Raw genomic sequence first — 20,636 nt, forward strand, 5'->3', positions numbered from 1 at the left:
CCGGTGCTGTCTGGCCCGCGCGCTTCGCTCACGGGGTCAGGCAGCACCCATGGGCCTGTCAATCCCGACCACATCGGCCGTTCACGTTGTGTGTTCACTCTGTCACTGATATGACGGAGGGGTGGGACAGGACCGGAGGGGGCCTACCCCGCACGCGCTGTCTGGCTCCGCCCGCAGGGGCCAGACAGCGCACAGCAGACTCGCGAACCCATGCCCGGCACAGGACTCCGCTAGGCAATCACGAATGCGCGATCCAGCCCCGACAGGCGCAGGAGACGGCGGAGCCTGCCGTTCACATGAACCAGTTCCATGCTGCCGCCCGCCCGGGAAACCATGCGCTGCACCTCTAGCAGCGCCTCCAGCCCATGCGAATCGCAGAAGGTCACCCCAGCCGTATCCACGACCACACTGGGTGACTCCACCGGCAGAACGGCGTCCACAGCCGCCACCAGGCTTGGGGCCGTGGAGAACTCCAACTCGCCTTCCAAGGCCACGATGAGAAGATTCTGATGCTGCGTCATGTGCGTGGAGAGAGCCATAACCAATCACCAAACCGGACAGACGACTTATACACCTCACTCTCACACTACGCTCGTCACCTCCAAGGACTCCACTAGCCACCGGCTACCGCGCCACCCGCGCTTATCGGCCCGGAACCGCGCGTCTGATGCCGGGAGCCGCCGTGTGATGAGTTTCCCTACATAGATCAAGCCCGCCCGGCAAGCCGGACGGGAACCCCCCGCGGACACGATCTTGATTGCGGTGTGTACGCGCCGACAGCGCAGCCGGTACAGGTCCTAGGCGGCCCCGGCAACGGGACGCGCCGGCCGGATCGTCATCGGGACTGCGCGCGGCGCCCAAGGGCGCCGTGCTCGCCCTCGCCGCCCGGCAGGCCCGCCCCTAGCCGGAACCGCCGAACCGACCCGGAACCCGCCGACGCCCCGACCGCCCTACCGATTGCGCCGTATGCTCCCGTCTCAACGCGACGTGGCCCCCCGCGAGACCGTCTGCCCGGATGAGCGGTCTCGCGAGGGGCCACCTTCTCCGGCGTACCGAACCGCCCGTGTCCCGTAACGGGCCACGCCAGAGGGGAAGGACCAGCCGCCCAGGGGCAACAGCGGCCAGCCGCGAAGTCTCTTCAACGCTGCCGATCAGCGCGCGATGTCGCAGGCTCCGTCTGGCGCGCCGGACGCCGCAGCGGCCAGCCGATACTTAACCCGCCGTACCAGCCCACGCTCATAGTCACCTTGGAACGCCTTGCGCTGCGTCGGCGCGATCTTCACCACGACGCCCTCTTTGGCCAGCCTGTTCAACCGGTACCGGAAGTAATCCAGCGTGCGAGCGTGATCGAAGAACGTGCTCACCTCATCCACCGTCGCCCCGTCCGGGAACTCCGTCAGACACTCCAAGATCTCCTCGCGCCTGCTCTTGTCCTCACCGCCGCTCAAGCCCGGCACCTCCTTCCCGATCCCCACGGCCTATAGACCTGCCCCGCCCTTCCCAGGCGGGGACTCCCGTTCCCCGGCGGCCAACCTCCAGCAGGCAACCACCGGCCCGCGAGCTTGGGGGTCAGCCATGACAGCCCAGAGCGACCAGGACCAGACCCGGCCGCTCCCGACTACCGCCCACGGGCCGCTCGGCGACCACCGGGGAACGGGACACGGGCCGCCCACGCGGCCCGCATAACGGCACGGCAGCGACCTTCCGACACCCTCACCGGAGCGTGCTCCAGACCCCGGCTCAGGTGAAGTCACTGCCGTACCGAGCTTTTGCTTCAGCGCACCTGGCCGGACCCTTGCGCCTGACCTAGGCTGTCCAGCTCCGCGAGCAGCACCGCGAGTTTGTCCAAAGTCGCCGCCCGCCCGATATGCCGCGAGCCGTGCACCTCAGGCCGGGGACACGGGCGTCCGCAGCGGCGAACCACATACCACTCGCACACGCCCCGGAACACTCGCCATCGCCCGCCGAACTCGCTCTCAAGCTTTTGTGTCTGAGCCTGTTCCTCTGGGCTGACCCGCGCCCCCGACGCCGCCGTGTGACTGGTGTCGTTCCTCGTGTTGTTGCTCGCGTCCCTCACCGCGCAGCCCTCCCAACCCGCGCGGTGACCGGCCCGGACATCGCTTCGCGCCGCTCCTGGAACAGCCCCGCGATCCGCCGCGCCGCCGTCTCCATACACGAGGCAGGGCAGCAGGTGTAACGCCACCGCCCCGGCTCCGTAGGAGCGTCCAGCGACCACCGGAACCGCCACTCCGCCCCGCCGAACTCACACCACACGTTCAGGCCCACCACCGCGAGGCCCACCAGCGCGATCCCCTCGCACTCCGACACCCGCGACTCCACCCCACGCCGGGCCAGATGATCAGCCAGCTCCCGCGCCAGCCGCCCCGCCGGACTCGCCCCACCCGGCCCGTTCACCGCTCTTTCCTTCCGACCCCGCCTGCCACATCGACCCGGGAGGCGTCATCGCGCGCCAGGCCGTCATCCATCTCCGGACGCCACAACGGCACCCGCACCAGACCCGGCGCGACCAGTTCAGTACCCGCATCGGTGAACCACGCCCCGATCCGCTCCTCACCGCGCAACACCACCCGGGCAGACGCCCGCTGATAGGCCGCAGTCGCCGCGACCGTCCGCTCTGTCTCCAGCACATGCGAGATCACCAGATGACTGCCCGGCACCAGGAACCGCATCAGGTCCCCGACGATCTCACCCGGCCCGTCCTCATCCGGCACGAAATGCAGGATCGCCACCAGCAGCACCGCCACCGGCCGATCGAAATCCAGCAGGTCAGACGCCCGAGTCAAGATCCAGCCCGGGTCACGCAGATCCGCATCCAGCATCACCGTCTGATCATCGGTGGCCAGCAAAGCCCGCCCATGCGACAGCACCACCCGATCGTTGTCCACATACACCGTCCGCGCATCCGCATGCACCGACTGCGCCACCTCATGAACGTTGCCCATCGACGGCAACCCCGTGCCGATGTCGAGGAACTGACGCACCCCCCGCTCAGCCAGATACCGCACCGCCCGCCCGAGGAACGCACGGTTCGCCCGCGCGATCAGCCGCACGTCCGGGTTCAGCTCCAGCGCCTTGGCCGCCGCCACCCGATCCGCCTCGCCGTAGTCCTTACCGCCGAGGAAGAAGTCGTACATCCGCGCCACATTCGGCCGCACCCAATCCGTCGGCGCAAGCGGCATCGGCCCCGACTCATAACCCCTCGCAACCACCGGCCGACGATTCCCCAGAAGATCGGCGTCTATCTTTCCTTCCCGCACCCCTTCCGATGTGGGATGCCCGGAGTCCGCCCTTTGCGCAGGATTCTTTGCGCCACTCCGCTGCTCTCCGCCTGCTGTGCTGGCTGATCCCACTGTGACCTCCACGCGCGGGTGCCCCACCACGCTCTGTCGATGCGACGTTTCTCACTGGGGCAGCCATGTTCCCCCGACTGTTTCCAGTGGGCCAGGAGGGGTATTCCTCTGAGGAAAAAGACACTACGGACTCAATGCCTCTCCGCTATACGCTCAGCTAGTGGAAGTCCGGACTCTCCCCGAAGCCCTCAAAGTGATCATGGAGCAGCGCGGCTGGACTCAGACGCAGCTCGCTAAGCACTTGGGGGTATCGCAAGCCTGGATCTCAAAGATCTGCCGAGGCGTCGCCGATACAGGGGTGGCCAGAGCACAAGAGCTTCTCTCGCGAGTTGGCTGGGAGGTCCGTCTCTCGCCATCCGTGGAGGAACCCGTGGAGCGCAGGGATTTCCTTGCAGCCGCCGCATCAGTGGTGTTCGTGCCTTCTGCCGTAAGCTCAGATCCTTATCTGGACCCTGACTATGTTCGAACGCTGACTGACAGCCTGGCGCGGGGACGGTACGAACTTGGCGGACTGCCTCTCGCACCCCGCGCCCTGGCACACACGCGTCATGTAGCTGCACTGAAAACCGCATCTCTTAGTGGACGGTGGCAGGGAACCGCCTCAGACTTGATGTACCAGGTCAGCGTCACTCTCTACGATGCCGGCAAGTTGGCCCAGTCTGAGCGCGCAGGCTCTATCGCACTTGACCTTGCCCACCATGCCCAAGATTTCCCGGGGCAGGCCCGTGCCTATGACGCCTTGAGTCGTGTAGCTCTCTACCGAGGCGACCCATCCCGTGCTGTTCAGTACGCCCAACGGGGACTCCGAGTCCCGGATCTTCCGGTCAGCAGGGAGTCGAGTCTTCACATGCGACTAGGCCGAGCGCTTATCAGTATCAAGGGGCACAGCCGAGAGGCGAGAGACGCGCTGGCGACTGCCCTGGACACGCGCGGCCTGAGCCCGTTCGCCGAGGCCGCCTTAGGCGGTGATGTAGCCATCGGTCTAAGCCAACTAGGAGAGTATGACCAGGCGGATCTCCTCCTGCATGCAGCCGCCGAAGCAATGGGGCAATACTCGCCTCTCTTCCAGGCTCAGTATCTAGGTCGCCAAACTCAGACGGCCATTCGCGCAGGCAGACCGAGTCTTACGGCTGAATACATGGGTACTCTCACACGAGCACTTCCCTTTATCAGCTCAGCACGTGTCAATTCTCGTGCGCGGGAGATCCTTCATCGTACAAAGGCATGGGACCACATTCCCGAGATTCGCCTTTCGCGCGAATGCCTACAAGGGATGTTGGCCCCGGAGGCGACACCCTCTTAGTTCTTTCTTGGGAAACCCCTCGGGTCGGCCGCCGTTAGCAAGCCTTCGGCCTGCTGTACTCGTCGTAGATGGTCGTCGGGCTGATCATCGCACGCCACAGCGGGGGCTACCGAATCGTTTCGGAGCCAACCTCATGGGGACCCCTCCAAGATCGCAAAAGGGGGCGGGGAGGGAAGTATGGGGGCAGGGGCGCTGCCCCTCCCCGGATTGGCGAGACAGTGTAATGCCCCCTTTTGAGATCTTGCCCCATGAGGTCAGCACCACCGCAACGATTCGTCCGCCCCCTTACGTCTATCCGCCAGCCCGCTAAAATCGCAGGTCACAGCACGGATCCAATCTCACGCATCGTTATTGAACCGTAAGCGCCCCAGACCGTTAGTAGGCTTGCCCGCGCCGTTGGGCCCCAGGAAACCGGTGACGAGGCCGGGCCGTACCTCGAACGTGAGCCCGTCCACGGCGAGCGTCCCGCCGTGGCGTTTGGTCAGTGCGTTGAGCCGGATCATGCGGCCAGCCTGGCCCGCCCGGTTGGAGACGTCCTGAGCGATCCTGTGAGACCTCTGTGAGCCCGCGACCCCGGCCTGGGGGACGCGGGCGGACTCAGAGGGAACTCACAGCTTCCCGGAGCCGCGCGGCCAGGTCCTCCGCCTGCTCCCGGCTCCACGGGATCAGCCCGTTCTCCGACATCAGCGCGTGGTACTGCTGCTGCCCGTACGGGATGCCCGGCGGCAGCGGCACCACGTGCCAGTGCAGATGGGAGTTGCCCTGCTGACTGCCGAGCGAGAGCAGGTAGGTGCGCTCCGACGGCACCACCGACTCCACCGCCAGCGCCACCTTCCGCACCACGCCCGTCAGCGCCAGGTACGCCTCCTCGTCCAGGTCGCGGACCACGTGCTCGACGTGCGCCTTCGGGCTGACCAGCACGTAGCCGGGCACCGTCGGGTAGGCGGACAGGAACGCCAGGTGGTGCTCGTCCTCGTAGAAGATCTGCTCGTGCTCGTAGGCCGGGTCGCCGGCGACGATGGCGCAGATGAAACAGGGGATGGACCGGACACGCGCCTCGTAGGCGGCCACGTCGAAGGGGACGTTCCTCTCAGTCATGATGACGATCATGACCGTCAGAGCCGGCCCATGTCACGGGCGCGGCGGACGGCGGCATGCCGGTCCGCCACGGCGAGCTTCGTCACCGCCGAGGACAGGTAGTTGCGCACCGTGCCTTCCGACAGGCTCAGCTGCCTGGCGATCCTGGACATCGGCGCGCCCCCGGCGGCCGCGCGCAGCGTGTCCAGCTCGCGCGGGGTCAGCGGGCACTCCCGGATCGACAGCGCGTCCGCGGCCAGCTCCGGGTCGATGTACCGGCCGCCCTCGTGCACCTTCCTGATGATCTCGGGCCAGGGTCGCCGCCGGGTTGTCCTTGCCCAGGTCACGCCCGGCGCGGGTCCCACCGGAAGAACTTCCGGGTGCACCACAGCCCGACGCCGATCCACAGCAGCCCGATCCCGAGGCCCGCGGCCGACACCTGGAAGCCCTCCAGGAAGCCGACCTCGGGCGCGCCCGCCCGGCCGAGGTCGCGGCCCAGGAACGCGATGCGCATCATGTCCACGACCGGTGTCATCGGCAGCACCTCCGCCACCCGCTGCCCCCATTCGGGCAGCACCGACAGCGGGAACATCATGCCCGCCCCGAGCATGCTGGCGAACAGCACAGGCAGCGCCACCAGCTGCGCCACCTCGTAGTTGGGGATGAGCCCGGCCGTGCCGATCGCCAGCGCCGCGAACACCGCCGCGCCCAGCACGAACGCCACCAGCATGAGAGGCACGTTCCCCGGCACCGGCACGCCCACCACCCCGACCGCGTAGACCAGGATGACCGCCGCCTGCACCGCGCCGACCAGCGTGGCGTGCAGGATGTCGCCCGCGAAGATCGCGGTGGTGGACAGCGCGCTGCCGCGCAGCCGCTTGTACACACGCTCCTCCCTGCGCACCACGATGCCGGTCGCGATCGTCATGTACGAGAACGGGAACACCACGGCGATGGCCCCGATCGCGGCGAGCGCGGCGGCCGGCACCCCGTTCACCTCGCCGGAGGCCGTCGGGCCGCTGGTGTAGACGAAGGCGATGAACAGCGGCAGCAGCAGGATGGTGAACGCCAGGCCGCGCTGCCGCAGCAGGACCGTCTGGTTGAGCCGGGCCTGCGCCCAGACCGTCGAGAGCCAGTTCACGCCGCCACCCTTTCCGTCTCCGCGACTTCGAGGAAGATCTCCTCCAGCGACGGCCTGCGCACTTCGAGGCCGCCCAGTTCCGTTCCGCGCTCGTCCGCCCACACCAGCAGATCCCGCAGGTCACGCTGCGGCTCGTGGGTCTCGACCGTGAACGTCTCGCCGTCCTGCCTGACCGAGCGCCGTGCCAGGCCGGGCGAGTACGGCAGGTCGCCAGGGCGCGCGCCGGGCAGCCGGAAGCTGATCCTGGTGCCCCGCTCCCCGAGCACGCCCGCCAGCGTGCCCTCGGTGACGATCCGGCCGTCGTGCATGATGGCCAGCCGCTGCGCGAGCTGCTCGGCCTCGTCCAGGTAGTGGGTGGTGAGCAGTACGGTGGCGCCGTCGGCGACCATGCCGCGCACCAGCTCCCACACGTTCCGCCTGGCCTCCGGGTCCAGTCCGGTGGTGGGCTCGTCCAGGAAGAGCACCTCGGGCCTGCCCAGCACGGCCAGCGCCAGGTCGAGCCGGCGCTTCTCGCCGCCGGACAGCTGCCCGACCCGCACCGCCGCGCGGTGACCGAGCCCGACCCGGTCGAGCACCTCGCCCCGGCCGAGCGCGTGCGGCGTCCAGCGCCGCCAGGCGTCCACGGTCTCCGCCACCGTCAGGTCCTTGTAGAAGCCGGCCTCCTGGAGCACGATGCCCATCCGGGGCCGGATGCGGGCCCGCTCCTTGACCGGGTCGTGCCCGAGCACCCGCACTTCGCCGCCGGTCGGTGCGACGTACCCCTCCAGCACGTCCAGGGTGGTCGTCTTGCCCGCCCCGTTGGTGCCGAGCAGCGCGTACAGCTCGCCCCGGCCGACCCGGAAGCCGATCCCCTTGACCGCCTCGAAGTCGCCATATTTCTGGTGCAGGTCCCGCACCTCGATCGCTGTCGTGTCCACGGGACCACTGTGCCGGGGCGGGGCGCCGTCCCGGCAGTGCGCTGTCTCAGCTCTTTCCCGGGAAAACCGCAGGGTCCGGGCGTGACATTTGTCAGGCGGCCACCGGCTGCCGCTCGGGGGCGGGCAGCTGCGTGACCGCCGCGGGCTCCTCGCGCGGCAGCAGGCGCGCCGCCACGGCGATCAGCAGGCCCAGCACGACGGCCAGCCCGAGCGCGGTACGGAGCGAGGTCACGTCCGACAGGAACCCGATCGCCACCGGACCGAGCAGCAGGCCCGCGTATCCCATGGCGCCCGCCTGGGCGATCGCCGGGCCGGGGGTGCTGGTGGCGGTGCCGGCCAGCGACAGCGTCATCGGCGAGATGGTCGCCACACCGAGGCCCACGAAGAACACCGCGACCAGCGCGACCACCGGCGCGGGCGCCGCCAGCACCATGCCGAAGAAGGCGGCCGTGGCCAGCCCGGCGGCCGTCAGCATGCCCCGTACCCCGAACCGCGAGCGCAGCCGGTCACCCGTCAGCCTGCCGAGCAGCATGCCCGCCTCGAAGATCGGGTAGCCGAGCGCGGCCAGCGCCTCGGGCGCCTTCATGGTGTCGCGCATGTAGAGGCCGTTCCAGTCGGCGACCACGCCCTCGACCATGAACGCGAAGAAGGCCAGCGCGCCCAGCAGGTACACGACCGGCGGCATGCGGCGGCGCGGCCCCGCGGCGGTCGCGGGCGCGGGGACGTCAGGCAGGTACGTCCGGCCGAGCACCAGGAGCACCGGCAGGGACAGCAGGCTGACCAGCACCAGGTTGGCGGTGAACGACAGGCCCAGGACGATGGACAGGCTGCCGGTGACGCCGGCGGTCATGGCGCCCACGCACCAGCCGGCGTGCATGCCGTTCATCAGCGGCCGCCCGTAGGCGCGCTCCACGGTGGAGCCCTGGGCGTTCATCGCGATGTCGAACAGGCCGAACGTCATGCCGAACACCGTGGACGCGACGAGCAGCGCCGGAAGGCTCGGCATGAGCGCCACCGCGATCAGGGCGAGCGCGGTCAGCGGGCCGCCGACCCGCAGCACGGTGCGGCTGCCGGCGCGGGCCATCACGCGGCGCATCGACTGCATGGTCACCAGCGCGCCCAGGCCCCAGGCGAGCAGGACGGTGCCGACCTCCGCCTCGGACAGGCCGAGCTTGTCGGTCAGCGCGGGGATGCGCACGGTCATGGTGCCGACCATCAGGCCGGCGAGGGCGAAGGTGAGGACGGCGCCGTAGCGGGCGATCCTCAGGTCACGGTTCATCAGGGCATGCCTCACAGAAACATCACTTCGGGCAGAAATCAGGCCCGGCCGTGGCCGAGCCTTGAAGGAAGGGGGGAGTGGCGCACGCAAACGCCGGCGGCGCGTCGCGTCAGAAGGGCGCGCGCAGCGGTGTCCGACCGTACGAGAGAGCCGGAAACCTCAGGAAGGAGGTTTGAGCAGAGCTCTCATCCGGGCGTCGAGCGCGCCCAGAGCCTCGTCGCCGTTGAGCTCCGGGTCATGGCTCGCCAGATCCCAGAGCCCTTCGCAGGCCAGCCGCACGATCTGCGACGCCACCGGGTCGGGCTCGTCGTCCAGGCCCTCGCGATGCCAGCGGGCCATGGCCTCGCGCAGCGGGGCAAGCAGGTAGGTGTTGCCCGACGCGCCGGTGACCACGGCCCAGCGGCGCAGCTTGCCCTCGCGGACGGCGACGAGCGTGGCGCCGAGGTAGCGCTCGGTGTAGGTGGCGTCCGGCTGGGCGGCCACCAGGTCGTCGAACTCCTCGATCAGACGCTCCACCATGGCCTTGATCAGGGCATCCTTGGTGGCGAAGTGGTAGAGGAGACCGCCCTTGCTGACGCCGGCCCGGTCGGCCACGGCGGAGAGCGTGAGCGCGGTCGAGCCGAGGTCGCTGAGCAGCTCTTCTGCCGCGTCCAGTAGCTCGTCCCGTCTCATGCGCTCTACTGTACCGTCCGGACGGTACAGGGGCAAACGAGATACCCTGGCCGGGTGAACAGACCGTCGGCCTATCTCGATCACGCGGCGACCACGCCCATGCTCCCCGAGGCCATCGAGGCCATGACGGAGCAACTCGGCCGGGTCGGCAACGCCTCCTCGCTCCACGCCGCCGGGCGCGAGGCCCGCCGGGTGGTGGAGGAGTCGCGCGAGACGATCGCCGACGCGCTCGGCGCCCGGCCCAGCGAGGTCGTGTTCACCTCGGGCGGCACCGAGGCCGACAACCTCGCCATCAAGGGCATGTTCTGGGCGCGTCAGCCCAGGAAGCGCGTCCTGATCAGCTCGGTCGAGCACCACGCCGCGCTCGACCCCGCCCACTGGCTGGCCGACAGCCAGGGCGCCGAGATCGAGCTGCTGGAGGTCGACGAGCTCGGCCGGGTCGGCCCCGACACGCTGCGCGCCGCCATCGAGCGCGACCCCGACGGCGTCGCCCTGGTCAGCGTCATGTGGGCCAACAACGAGGTCGGCACCATCCAGCCCGTCCACGTCCTGGCGGCCATCGCCGGCGACCACGGCATCCCGTTCCACACCGACGCCGTGCAGGCGATCGGCCAGCTTCCCGTGTCCTTCGCCGAGTCCGGCGCCGACGCGCTCACCCTGACCGGCCACAAGATCGGCGGCCCGATGGGCGTCGGCGCGCTGCTGCTGGCCCGCGGGGTGACCCCGGTCTCCGTGCAACACGGCGGCGGCCAGGAGCGCGACGTCCGCTCCGGCACCCTCGACGCGCCCGCCATCGCCGGGCTCGCCGCCGCGGTCCGCACCGCGGTCAAGGAGCAGGAGTCCCAGCGCCGCCACCTGACGGCGCTCCGCGACGACCTCATCGCCCGCGTCCGCCAGGCCGTGCCCGGCGTGGTGCTCAACGGCGACCCCACCGACCGGCTGCCGGGCAACGCCCACTTCTCCTTCCCCGGTTGCGAGGGCGACGCGCTGCTCATGCTGCTCGACGCCAGGGGAGTGGAGTGCTCGACCGGCTCGGCCTGCTCGGCGGGGGTGGCGCAGCCGTCCCACGTGCTGCTGGCGATGGGCGCCGACGCGGCCGCCGCCAGGGGCTCGCTCCGCTTCTCGCTGGGCCACACCTCGACCCAGGACGACGTCGACAGGCTCATCGAGGTGCTGCCGGCCGCGGTCGAGCGGGCCCGCCGCGCCGGCCTCGGCTGACAGACCCCGCCGCCCCGTACGGCCCGCTCAGGCGAGGAAGGCCGCCACCGCGCTCCAGGCCGGGTCGGGGGTCACGTCCACCCGGGCCCTGCCCTCCTTCCAGGTGGACGCCAGCTCCTTGAGCGCGGCCGCGGCGGCGCTCTCGCGCGTGGCGTACACGTGCATGACGCGGCGGCGCTCGGCGCTCAGGTGGGCGGCCAGCACCACGTCGTCGCCGAGCGCGCGCAGCCGCTCGCCGAGCCGCTCCTCGAACGCGCCCAGCGCGGCCAGCGACCTGCCCTGGGGCAGTCCGCCCGCGTCCTTGTCGCGGTACGGCAGCGTGACGGCGATGTGGTGGTCGAGCAGCGGGTAGTCGACGGGCCGCAGCGGATAGCGGGCCGAGGCGACCAGCGGCGCGCCGCTCGCCGTCCGGCCCTCCAGCATGGCCCACTGCTCGGTGTCGTAGTCGGCGGCCACGTCGGCCACCACCACGGGCAGGTGGACGGCGGGCACGGCGTCGATCGGCGGCGCGGCGGCGGGGACGATCTCGCCCACCCACCGGGCCACGTCGTCCTCGCCGAGCAGCCGGTCGAGGGCCAGCAGCGTGGCGTCCATCCGGGCGTCCTCGCCGAGCTCGCCGAAGATCGGGTGGTGCGCGGTCACGTCCACCCGCAGCGCCCCGCGCGGCACCCGCAGCCCCAGCACCAGCTTGTCCAGTCCGAACTCGATCCCGCCCGCGTCGAGCGTCAGCTCACCGGGCAGGGCGCTCGCCTGGCGCGACGGGTGGAACTCCCACAGCATGTCGGCGGGCGGCGCCGCGCGCGCCCAGCGGTGCGCCAGCGAGCGCAGCTCGGCGTCGCCCGCGGCCGTCACGACCAGCGCGTGGGCCGCGTTCCTGCCCGGCGCCAGCTCCCACACCAGGTCGGGGTGGACCGCCGCCACCGCGGGGCCGAGGAGCTCCGCCGGCTTCCCGCTCTCTCCCGCCGCCACCGCCGCGTCGAGCTCCGGCCTGGCGCTCGCCCACCACTGCCAGAACCCCGCCACGCGCTCACCCGGGTCGGCACCCTCGTCTTCGCTCTTGCGCCCGAACAGTCGCATGGCAGAATCCTCGCAGACTCGCCCCCCAGGTCGCGCACTCCGAGCGCGCTTCGACCTGGCCGGATCACGATCGGCGCATCCGCATGACGGCGAGCACGGCCATCAGGGCGTACACCGCCGCCACCAGCAGCGCCGAGCCCACCACCAGCAGGACTGGCAGGAAGAAGAAGCTTCCGGTCACGCAGGCCACCCCCAGGGCCATCAGGGCCACGCCTCCCGTCCGCTGCGACCGCTGCCAGGCCAGGGCCCACCGGTCGGTGGCGCCGCTCCCGACGCGGGCCGGGCTGATCTTGGGGAGCACGTTGCCGAGGCCGATCAGCACGATGCCGAACGCGACCCCGACGGCCTGCTCCAGGGGGAAGTCGTAGCGGGCGGCCTTGGACAGCAGGCCGGCCTGCAGCGTGACGAGCAGCAGGGGAAGGACGGAGAACAGGACGTTCATCGTCCTGGTCTGCGAGCTCGGCGAGGCGACGAGCGTGGGGTCGACGTAGTGCCGCAACCTGCCGCCGATGATCGTGGACACGGTCATGACGGCCCCGACGAGGAGCAGGACGGCGGGCAGGGCGCCCGCGATGACGATCCTCGGCACGTCGACACCCGGCCGGGTGGCGGTGGCTTCCCTGGTGGCGACGTACTCGGGCAGGCGGTCCCACATGACGTACGCGATCGCGATCATCACGAGGAGGCCCGCGGCGGAGGCGACGACGCCCGCCCACGGCATGCGCGCGGCTTGCGAGTCCGGAGGCTCATGGCGTCGAGCTTAACCAGCCGGTTCTCGCAGCACAGCGTGGCCGTGGTCATGCCTCGCCGGGCCGCCGCGCATGACTTGGGTCATGGTGCGGCGTGACCCCTATGTGCCCTAGGCGGGATATTTGGCTTCACTGGCCAAATTTACGATCTCCCCATTGGCAGGAAGCCGCCCCTCACTGTCTAGGGCGAAACGAGGTGGGTTTTCGTGCTCGCGAATCGTGCCTTCGAAGCATTGGCTCACGTGCGACGTCGTGAGGTGTTACGCATCCTCCGCAAGCATGACCGGCTGTCGGCGGGACAACTCGCCGAGCAGCTCGCGGTGCCCAGGCCGACGCTGTCCGGCCATCTCAACGTCTTGAAGGGGGCCGACCTCATCATCGGGGACAGGGAGGGCACGACCATCTGGTACCGCCTCAACATGACCGTGATGGAGGAGACCGTGGAACTGGTCCTGTCCCTGCTGAGCCGGGGCGGCTCCGCGCCCGCCCTGCCCCTGGTCTCGCTCGACCAGGCCGACCGGCCCCGCGTCCGCCATCCTTTCCGGGAGCGCCTCCCCGTCAGCGGAGGTCAGCCGACCGTTCGGTGACGCCACACCACATCCGCGCGGCCAGTACGCTGGAACGGTCATGGGATTGCGTGTGCTTGCCGCCATGTCGGGCGGCGTCGACTCCGCCGTGGCCGCCGCCCGGATCGCCGAGGCCGGTCACGACGTCACCGGTGTCCATCTCGCCCTGTCCGCCAACCCCCAATCCCACCGCACCGGGGCCAGGGGCTGCTGCACGATCGAGGACTCGCGTGACGCCAGGCGGGCGGCCGACGTGATCGGCATCCCGTTCTACATCTGGGACATGGCCGAGCGGTTCCAGCGTGACGTGGTCGACGACTTCGTGGCCGAATACGCGGCCGGCCGCACGCCCAACCCGTGCCTGCGGTGCAACGAGAAGATCAAGTTCGCCGCGGTGCTCGACCGGGCGCTGGCGCTCGGCTTCGACGCGGTCGCGACCGGCCACCACGCCAGGCTCGTCGACGGCGTGCTGTCCAGGAGCGCCGACCCGGCCAAGGACCAGTCGTACGTGCTCGGGGTCCTCACCCGCGAGCAGCTCGGCCACGCCGTCTTCCCGCTGGGCGACTCCACCAAGGCCGAGGTGCGCGCGGAGGCGGCCCGGCGCGGGCTGACCGTCGCCGACAAGCCCGACAGCCACGACATCTGCTTCATCGCCGACGGCGACACCCGCGGCTTCCTGGCCGAGCGGCTCGGCGCGGACGAGGGGCCGATCGTCGACGAGTCGGGCGCGGTCGTCGGCAGCCACCAGGGCGCCCACGGGTTCACCGTGGGCCAGCGCAAGGGCCTGCGCATCGACCGGCCCGCGCCCGACGGCAGGCCGCGCTACGTGCTGTCGATCGAGCCGGTGTCCAACACCGTCACGGTCGGGCCGCGCTCGGCGCTGGAGGTCACCCGCATCTCCTGCGTGCGACCGGTGTGGAACGGCCCGCACGTCCGCGACGACCTCACCGTGCAGCTGCGCGCGCACGGCGAGGTGTACGGGTGCGCGTTCGAGGAGCGCGACGGCGGCCTGGAGATCGAGCTCGACAGGCCGGCCACCGGCGTCGCGGCCGGCCAGGCGGCGGTGCTCTACTCGGGGCCGACGGTGATCGGGTCGGCCACGATCACGTCGGCGGCCTAGAGTTCGATCGACCCGCCGACGGGCAGCCGGCGCATGTCGGCCTTCTGAGCCTCCGACTCCATCCGCAGCCAGTTGTCGACCAGCCCGAGCCCGATGTCGTTGAGCAGCCCGTCGTGGGTGGAGAGCGCCCGCGCGGGCCGGATCGTGCGCAGATACTCGACCATCTCCACGAGCTTCAGCCACGGCGCGTTGGTCGGCACCAGCAGCGTCTCCACCTCGGCGTCGGGCACGGTGAGCGCGTCGCCCGGGTAGAACAGCGCGCCGTCGACCATGAAGCCGACGTTCTGCACGATCGGCAGGTCGGGATGGTTCTTCAGATGCCACTCGCCGAACACGTCCACCCGGAACCCGGCCGCCTGGAAGTCGTCGCCGTGACGTACCACGCCGACCTTCAGCGGCAGCTCGTCGAGCTCGGCGGCGACGGCCTCGCACGTCCACACCTCCAGATCGGGGGAGGCGGCGGCCAGCCGGTCGACGTCCAGGTGGTCGGGGTGCTGGTGGGTGATGAGCACCGCGTCGGCGCCGTCGAGCACCGGGTCCCGGGTGAAGGTGCCGGGGTCGATGACCAGGACCTTGCCGTCCTTCTCCAGGCGTACGCAGGCGTGCCCGTACTTCGTGAGCTTCATCTGGCACACCCTACGCTTGTGCCCATGCTGACGTGGGAAGCCACCGGGGTCGGGTCGCATCCCGGCGATGATCATCTTGAGGCGCTGCGGGTCGTGTTCGGGGAGGTGCCGGGGCTGCCCTACCTGCCGGAGCTGCCGGCGCGCGGGGTCGGCGCCGACATGGTGGGGCGGACGGCGGGGCTGCTCGTCGACCTGCCCGTGGAGGTGCAGCCGTCCGGATGGCGGCTGGCGGGGCGGCCGGGGCGCGACCACCAGCGGGCCGTCGACCATCTGCGGCGCGACCTCGACGGGCTGGAGGAGGTCGGCGACGGCTACGTGGGGCCGCTGAAGCTGCAGGTCTGCGGGCCGTGGACGCTGGCGGGCGCGATCGAGCTGCGTCACGGCGACAAGGTCCTGTCCGACCCGGGCGCGGTGCGCGACCTGGCCGCCTCGCTCGCGCAGGGCGTCGCCGACCACTGCGCCGAGGTGCGCCGGCGGATGCCCGGCGTCACCGACCTCGTGCTCCAGCTGGACGAGCCCGGCCTGCCCGGCGTGCTGAACGGCACGGTGCCGACCGCGTCCGGGTTCGGGCGGCTGCCCGCCGCCGAGGAGTGGCGGGTGGAGGAGTCGCTGCGCGCCTTCCCCGACGTGGTGGTCCACTGCTGCGCCCCTTCCGTGCCGTACGCGCTGCTGCGCCGGGCGGGGGTGCGGGCGGTGTCCGCGGACGCGTCGCTGATCAGGCGCAGGGACGAGGAGCCGATCGGCGAGCTGGTCGAGGCCGGCGTCGGGCTGTTCCTCGGCGTGGTGCCCGCGACCGACACGCGGCTGCCCCGTTACTCGGCGGTGGCCCGGCCCGCGCTGGAGCTGTGGCGGCGGCTCGGGTTCGCGCCGGAGGAGCTGGCCGGGAAGATCGTGCTCACGCCCGCCTGCGGGCTCGCCGGCGCCTCGCCCGGCTACGCCAGGTCGGCGCTGGCCGCCTGCCGGAAGGCCGCCCAGGTGATCAAGGACGACCCCGCGCGCGACCTCCAGGAGTGACGGTGCCGCGCGATACCGTTCGGCCAGGGGTGTTCGTACGGAAGGAGACGCCGTGAGCGAGCAGGGGGACATGCCGGCGGCGGCGCGGCAGCGGCATGCCGAGCTGAGCGAGCTGGTCGAGGAGGCGCGTTACCGCTACTACGTCGAAGACGCGCCGACGGTCAGCGACGCGCAGTTCGACACCTGGTTCAGCGAGCTGCTGGAGCTGGAGAAGGCCCATCCGGAGCTGCAGACGCCCGACTCGCCCACCCAGAAGGTCGGCGCGCCGGTCTCGGGCGAGTTCACCAAGGTCCACCACCTGGCCCGCATGGAGAGCCTCGACAACGTCTTCGACGCCGACGGCATGACCGGCTGGCTGACCAGGGCGGAGCGGCTGGCCGAAGGCGATCCCGGCCCCTACCTCTGCGAGCTGAAGATCGACGGGCTGGCCATCGCGCTGGTCTACCGCGACGGCAGGCTGGAGCGCGGCGCCACCCGGGGCGACGGGCGGGTGGGCGACGACGTGACCGCCAACGTGCGCACGATCAGGGACATCCCGCACCGGCTCACCGGCGACGACGTCCCCAGCCTGGTCGAGGTGCGCGGCGAGGTCTACATCCCGGTCGACGACTTCAAGCTGCTCAACGAACAGCTCGTGGAGGAGGGCAAGCCGCCGTTCGCCAACCCGCGCAACTCCGCCGCCGGCACGCTCAGGCAGAAGGACCCGCGCGTCACCGCCAAGCGGCCGCTGCGCATGCTCGTCCACGGCGTGGGCGTCTGGGAGGGCGCGGCGGAGCCGCGGTCGCAGTCGCAGGTCTACGAGCGGCTGCGCGGGTTCGGGCTGCCGGTGAGCGACCTCTACCGGGTCGTGGACGGGCTCGACGAGGTCAACGCCTACATCGAGCACTACCGCGAGCACCGTCACGATCCCGCTTACGAGATCGACGGCGTGGTCGTGAAGGTCGACCGGTTCCGCATCCAGCGCGAGCTGGGCTCCACCTCGCGGGCGCCGCGCTGGGCCATCGCCTACAAGTACCCGCCCCAGGAGGTCAACACCAAGCTGCTCGACATCCAGGTCGGAGTCGGGCGCACCGGCCGGGTGACGCCCTTCGGCGTGATGGAGCCGGTGGTGGTGTCCGGCTCGACCGTCAACCGGGCGACGCTCCACAACGCCGCCGTCGTCGAGAAGAAGGGCGTGCTCATCGGCGACACGGTGATCCTGCGCAAGGCCGGCGACGTCATCCCCGAGATCATCGGCCCGGTCACCGCGCTGCGCGACGGCTCCGAGCGGGCCTTCGCCATGCCCACCCACTGCCCGGAGTGCGGCACCGAGCTGGCCTACGAGCAGGAGGGCGACGCCGACCTGCGCTGCCCCAACGCCCGAGGCTGTCCCGCGCAGATCCGCGAGCGCCTCTACTTCGCCGCCCACCGCAACGCGCTCGACATCCGGGGCCTGGGTTACGTCGCCGCGACCGCGCTCAGCCAGCCGGTGCCGCCGCAGGAGCCGGTGGTCCGCACCGAGGCCGACCTGTTCGACCTCACGCTCGACCGGCTGGTGCCGATCAGGTCGGTGGTCCGCGACCAGGAGTCCGGCCTGCCGAAGATCGACCCGAAGACCGGCGAGGAGAAGGTCGTCTCGCTGTTCTCCAACGCCGACGGCAGGCCCAGCCAGGCCGCCCACCAGCTCATCGCCGAACTCGACCGGGTCAAGCGGGAGGCGCCGCTCTGGCGGGTGCTGGTCGCGCTGTCGATCCGCCACGTCGGCCCGCCGACCGCGCAGAAGCTGGCCGCCGAGCTGCGCTCCGTCGACGCCGTCATGAACGCCACCGAGGAGGAGCTCGCCGCGGTCGAGGACATCGGCCCGCGGATGGCGGTCACCATCAAGGAGTGGTTCCAGGTCGACTGGCACCGCGAGATCGTCGAGCGGTGGCGGCGCGCGGGCGTCCGCATGGAGGAGGAGGCCCCGGCCGTCTCCGAGCTGCCGCAGACGCTGGCGGGGCTCACGTTCGTGGTCACCGGCACGCTGGCCGGCCACACCCGCGACGAGGCGGGCGCGGAGCTGACCGCCAGGGGCGGCAAGGTGACCGGATCGGTGTCGAAGAAGACGTCGTTCCTGATCGCCGGCGAGAACGCCGGGTCCAAGTACGACAAGGCCGTCAGCCTCAAGATCCCCATTCTGACCGACGAAGGTTTCGCGACCCTGCTCGAACACGGGCCCGACGCCGCCGCGGAGCTGGCGGTCACGCCCGAATAGTGACGCTCGGGAAGTTTCTGCGAATACAGGGCGTTGACCAGGTAACTACGGAGGGTGGGTGCAGGCCGGGGAGGAGATGTGACGGAACGTACGCACTTGGCTGCGAGAAGTGGGTTATGGTCGTACCCTCCCATAGTGAACTAATGGGGGTTTCGTTAACGATGACTGACCCAACCGACACCCGCGACACCGGGCCGCGCGCCGGCACGCCCCTGTGGGCGTTCCTCGCGGGCGTCACCGTGATCGGCTTCACCGCGCTCCTCGTGGCCGTGCTGAGACTGGACCCGGGCCCCTTGACGGAGCTCGTCCGCACGCCGCTGTTCTGGGTGCTCGCGGTGCTGGTCGTCCTGGGCGAGCTGCGGCCGGTCATGGTGTCCTCCGCCACCGCGGTGGGCGGCACGTACCCCTCGGCCATGTTCACCTTCGCGGTCCTGCTCTACCTCGGCCTGCCCGTGGCCGTGCTCCTGCAGGCCGTGGCCGTCACCGTCAACGGCATCGCCACCCGCAAGGCCTGGCACCGGGTGATGTTCAACATCGCCCAGTCGACGCTCGCGCTCACCGCCGCCGCCGTCGTGATCGGCGCGTTCGGCCACGCGCCGAACCCGGCCGTGCCGTGGGTGCCGACCGGCGACGCGCTGCCGGCCATCACGCTGGCCGGGGTCGCCTACTTCGCCACCCGGGCCACCCTCGTGTGCGGCGCCGTGGCGCTGCACGAGCGCCGCTCCATCCTGCGGGTGCTGCGCGCCTCGATCGGGCCGCAGGCCCTGGTGTACGCCGGGCTGCTGGGGCTGGCCCCGCTGGTCGTCGTCGTGATGAACCACTCACCCGGGCTGGTGCCGCTGTTCGTGGCCCCGCTCGCGGCCGTCTACTTCACCGCCACGCTCTCCATGCGCCGCGACCACCAGGCGCTGCACGACGAGCTGACCGGGCTGCCCAACCGCAAGATGCTCATCGTCAGCACCGAGGAGGCGCTGGCCGAGGCCCGCCATGACGAGCGGGTCGGCCTGTTCCTCATCGACCTCGACCGGTTCAAGGAGGTCAACGACACGATGGGCCACCCGGTCGGCGACCGGCTGCTGCAGCTCGTCGCCCACCGGCTCACCCACTCCGTGCGGCCCGGCGACGTGGTGGCCCGGCTCGGCGGCGACGAGTTCGCCGTGCTGCTGCCGTCCATCAGGGACGCCCACGCCGCCCGCGAGGTGGCCGCCCGGCTGCGGGCCGCGCTCACCGAGCCGGTGCGGCTCGAAGGCATGTCGTTCGACCTCGACGGCTCCGTCGGCATCGCCCTCTACCCCGACCACGCGCCCGACTTCGAGCTGCTGCTCCAGCGCGCCGACGTGGCGATGTACCTGGCCAAGGAGGGCCGCACCGGCGTCGAGATCTACCAGCCGGACAAGGACCGCAACTCGCCCGAACGCCTCAACCTGCTGGGCGACCTGCGCCGCGCGCTCGACGGCCGCGAGCTGCGCCTGCACTACCAGCCGAAGGTCGCCCTGGCCGGCGGCGCCGTCGACGGGGTCGAGGCGCTGCTGCGCTGGCACCACCCGGTCCACGGCGCCATCGGGCCGTCGGACTTCATCCCGCTGGCCGAGCAGTCCTACCTGATGCGCCAGCTCACCGCCTACGTCGTCGACGAGGCGCTGGAGCAGGCCGCCCGCTGGTGGCAGACCGGCCTGCGGGTGCAGATCTCGGTCAACATCTCCGCCCGCGACCTGCTCGGCCCCGCCCTGCCCGAGCAGCTCGAAGCCGGCCTGGCCAGGCACCGGCTGCCGCCGGCCGCGATCCAGCTGGAGGTCACCGAGCGCATCCTGACCGGCGAGCAGGTCTACACCCAGGAGACCATCAAGGCGCTGGCCGCGCTCGGCGTGCCGCTCGCGCTCGACGACTTCGGCACCGGTTACTCGTCGCTCATCCGGCTGCAGCGGCTGGCGATCTCCGAAGTGAAGATCGACTCCTCCTTCGTGCGCCGCATGGCCGACTCCGCCGACGACGACCGCATCGTCCGCTCCATCGTCGACCTGGTCCGCTCGTTCGGCCTGCGCTCCGTGGCGGAGGGCGTCGAGTCCGAGACGGTCGCGCTCCGCCTCGCCGAGATCGGCTGCGACCTGGGCCAGGGGTGGTTGTTCTGCGAGCCGATGCCGGCCGCCGACGCCACCGCCTGGCTCCGCGAGCGTCAGGAGCGCGAGTACGAGTACGGCGAGGAGTTCCCCCAGACCGTCTGAGGCGTCACGCCACTGGTGTTACCAGGTGGTTAAGGGTTCTGAGGCGATCCG

Annotated in this window: 20 protein-coding genes and 1 pseudogene; 7 read left to right on the forward strand and 14 right to left on the reverse strand. The window is 70.8% G+C overall.

Annotated elements, in window-relative coordinates; all coding sequences use genetic code 11:
- Positions 1-230: 230 nt before the first annotated feature.
- From AB0K05_RS21070 to AB0K05_RS21085, 4 genes are all read right to left on the reverse strand, one after another.
- Entirely contained in the window at positions 231-539 is a 309-nt protein-coding gene (locus AB0K05_RS21070) for an STAS domain-containing protein (RefSeq protein WP_281429335.1), read from the reverse strand.
- Between the two features lie 612 nt (positions 540-1,151).
- A complete protein-coding gene (locus AB0K05_RS21075) occupies positions 1,152-1,448 on the reverse strand; it encodes a hypothetical protein (RefSeq protein WP_219544195.1) in 297 nt (98 codons plus the stop codon).
- Positions 1,449-2,073: 625 nt separating this feature from the next.
- On the reverse strand, positions 2,074-2,415 hold the full coding sequence (locus AB0K05_RS21080; RefSeq protein WP_364230999.1) for a hypothetical protein: 342 nt from the start codon (positions 2,413-2,415) through the stop codon (positions 2,074-2,076).
- Positions 2,412-3,200 carry an SAM-dependent methyltransferase gene (locus AB0K05_RS21085; protein WP_219544193.1) on the reverse strand — a complete coding sequence of 263 codons (789 nt, stop codon included), beginning with the start codon at positions 3,198-3,200 and terminating at the stop codon, positions 2,412-2,414. Before AB0K05_RS21085 ends, AB0K05_RS21080 begins: the two co-directional genes overlap by 4 nt.
- Before the next feature lie 370 nt (positions 3,201-3,570).
- Here AB0K05_RS21085 and AB0K05_RS21090 point away from each other — a divergent pair, with 370 nt between their 5' ends.
- Positions 3,571-4,674: a helix-turn-helix transcriptional regulator gene (locus AB0K05_RS21090; RefSeq protein ID WP_364231452.1), complete on the forward strand. Its 1,104-nt coding sequence runs from the start codon at positions 3,571-3,573 to the stop codon at positions 4,672-4,674.
- A gap of 377 nt (positions 4,675-5,051) precedes the next feature.
- Here the strand turns inward: AB0K05_RS21090 and AB0K05_RS21095 are convergent.
- The 7 genes and pseudogenes from AB0K05_RS21095 to AB0K05_RS21125 all read right to left on the reverse strand — a co-directional run.
- A pseudogene (locus AB0K05_RS21095) lies at positions 5,052-5,177 on the reverse strand (ABC transporter ATP-binding protein); the annotation flags it as partial.
- Between the two features lie 94 nt (positions 5,178-5,271).
- Positions 5,272-5,772, reverse strand: a complete 501-nt coding sequence (locus AB0K05_RS21100; RefSeq protein WP_271276433.1) for an HIT family protein — start codon at positions 5,770-5,772, stop codon at positions 5,272-5,274.
- Between the two features lie 17 nt (positions 5,773-5,789).
- Complete coding sequence (locus AB0K05_RS21105; RefSeq protein ID WP_333485704.1) at positions 5,790-6,044, reverse strand: LuxR C-terminal-related transcriptional regulator; 255 nt, start codon at positions 6,042-6,044, stop codon at positions 5,790-5,792.
- A 50-nt stretch (positions 6,045-6,094) separates the two neighbouring features.
- Positions 6,095-6,892: an ABC transporter permease gene (locus AB0K05_RS21110; RefSeq protein ID WP_271276432.1), complete on the reverse strand. Its 798-nt coding sequence runs from the start codon at positions 6,890-6,892 to the stop codon at positions 6,095-6,097.
- Positions 6,889-7,809, reverse strand: a complete 921-nt coding sequence (locus tag AB0K05_RS21115) for an ABC transporter ATP-binding protein (RefSeq protein WP_271276431.1) — start codon at positions 7,807-7,809, stop codon at positions 6,889-6,891. Before AB0K05_RS21115 ends, AB0K05_RS21110 begins: the two co-directional genes overlap by 4 nt.
- Positions 7,810-7,900: 91 nt before the next feature.
- The gene (locus AB0K05_RS21120) at positions 7,901-9,088 is read right to left on the reverse strand and encodes an MFS transporter (RefSeq protein WP_271276430.1); all 1,188 of its coding nucleotides are present in this window, start codon (positions 9,086-9,088) and stop codon (positions 7,901-7,903) included.
- A 159-nt stretch (positions 9,089-9,247) separates the two neighbouring features.
- Entirely contained in the window at positions 9,248-9,760 is a 513-nt protein-coding gene (locus tag AB0K05_RS21125; RefSeq protein WP_148029454.1) for a TetR/AcrR family transcriptional regulator, read from the reverse strand.
- 54 nt (positions 9,761-9,814) lie between these two features.
- On the opposite strand from AB0K05_RS21125, the gene AB0K05_RS21130 reads away from it, so the two are divergent.
- Positions 9,815-10,978: a cysteine desulfurase family protein gene (locus AB0K05_RS21130; RefSeq protein WP_271276429.1), complete on the forward strand. Its 1,164-nt coding sequence runs from the start codon at positions 9,815-9,817 to the stop codon at positions 10,976-10,978.
- A gap of 27 nt (positions 10,979-11,005) precedes the next feature.
- Here AB0K05_RS21130 and AB0K05_RS21135 read toward each other — a convergent pair whose 3' ends face one another.
- Positions 11,006-12,055: a DUF695 domain-containing protein gene (locus tag AB0K05_RS21135; protein ID WP_364231006.1), complete on the reverse strand. Its 1,050-nt coding sequence runs from the start codon at positions 12,053-12,055 to the stop codon at positions 11,006-11,008.
- 64 nt (positions 12,056-12,119) lie between these two features.
- Complete coding sequence (locus AB0K05_RS21140) at positions 12,120-12,776, reverse strand: hypothetical protein (RefSeq protein ID WP_364231008.1); 657 nt, start codon at positions 12,774-12,776, stop codon at positions 12,120-12,122.
- 234 nt (positions 12,777-13,010) lie between these two features.
- On the opposite strand from AB0K05_RS21140, the gene AB0K05_RS21145 reads away from it, so the two are divergent.
- Together AB0K05_RS21145 and mnmA are read left to right on the forward strand one after the other, a co-directional pair.
- Positions 13,011-13,391, forward strand: coding sequence for a metalloregulator ArsR/SmtB family transcription factor (locus AB0K05_RS21145; protein WP_271276426.1), 381 nt, complete (start codon positions 13,011-13,013; stop codon positions 13,389-13,391).
- A 40-nt stretch (positions 13,392-13,431) separates the two neighbouring features.
- Positions 13,432-14,490, forward strand: a complete 1,059-nt coding sequence (mnmA, locus tag AB0K05_RS21150) for a tRNA 2-thiouridine(34) synthase MnmA (protein ID WP_187280965.1) — start codon at positions 13,432-13,434, stop codon at positions 14,488-14,490.
- Here the strand turns inward: mnmA and AB0K05_RS21155 are convergent.
- On the reverse strand, positions 14,487-15,116 hold the full coding sequence (locus tag AB0K05_RS21155) for an MBL fold metallo-hydrolase (protein ID WP_271276425.1): 630 nt from the start codon (positions 15,114-15,116) through the stop codon (positions 14,487-14,489). The two genes, mnmA and AB0K05_RS21155, sit on opposite strands and share 4 nt — an antisense overlap.
- 24 nt (positions 15,117-15,140) lie before the next feature.
- Between AB0K05_RS21155 and AB0K05_RS21160 the strand changes: the two genes are divergently transcribed.
- The 3 genes from AB0K05_RS21160 to AB0K05_RS21170 all read left to right on the forward strand — a co-directional run bounded on the left by AB0K05_RS21160 (position 15,141) and on the right by AB0K05_RS21170 (position 20,585).
- The gene (locus tag AB0K05_RS21160; protein ID WP_271276424.1) at positions 15,141-16,130 is read left to right on the forward strand and encodes a methionine synthase; all 990 of its coding nucleotides are present in this window, start codon (positions 15,141-15,143) and stop codon (positions 16,128-16,130) included.
- 70 nt (positions 16,131-16,200) lie between these two features.
- The gene (ligA, locus tag AB0K05_RS21165) at positions 16,201-18,363 is read left to right on the forward strand and encodes an NAD-dependent DNA ligase LigA (protein ID WP_364231454.1); all 2,163 of its coding nucleotides are present in this window, start codon (positions 16,201-16,203) and stop codon (positions 18,361-18,363) included.
- Between the two features lie 161 nt (positions 18,364-18,524).
- Positions 18,525-20,585 carry an EAL domain-containing protein gene (locus tag AB0K05_RS21170; RefSeq protein WP_364231014.1) on the forward strand — a complete coding sequence of 687 codons (2,061 nt, stop codon included), beginning with the start codon at positions 18,525-18,527 and terminating at the stop codon, positions 20,583-20,585.
- Positions 20,586-20,636 lie beyond the last annotated feature (51 nt).

It is taken from the genome of Nonomuraea sp. NPDC049486 (assembly GCF_040676925.1).
GTDB classification, from domain to species: Bacteria; Actinomycetota; Actinomycetes; order Streptosporangiales; family Streptosporangiaceae; genus Nonomuraea; species Nonomuraea ferruginea.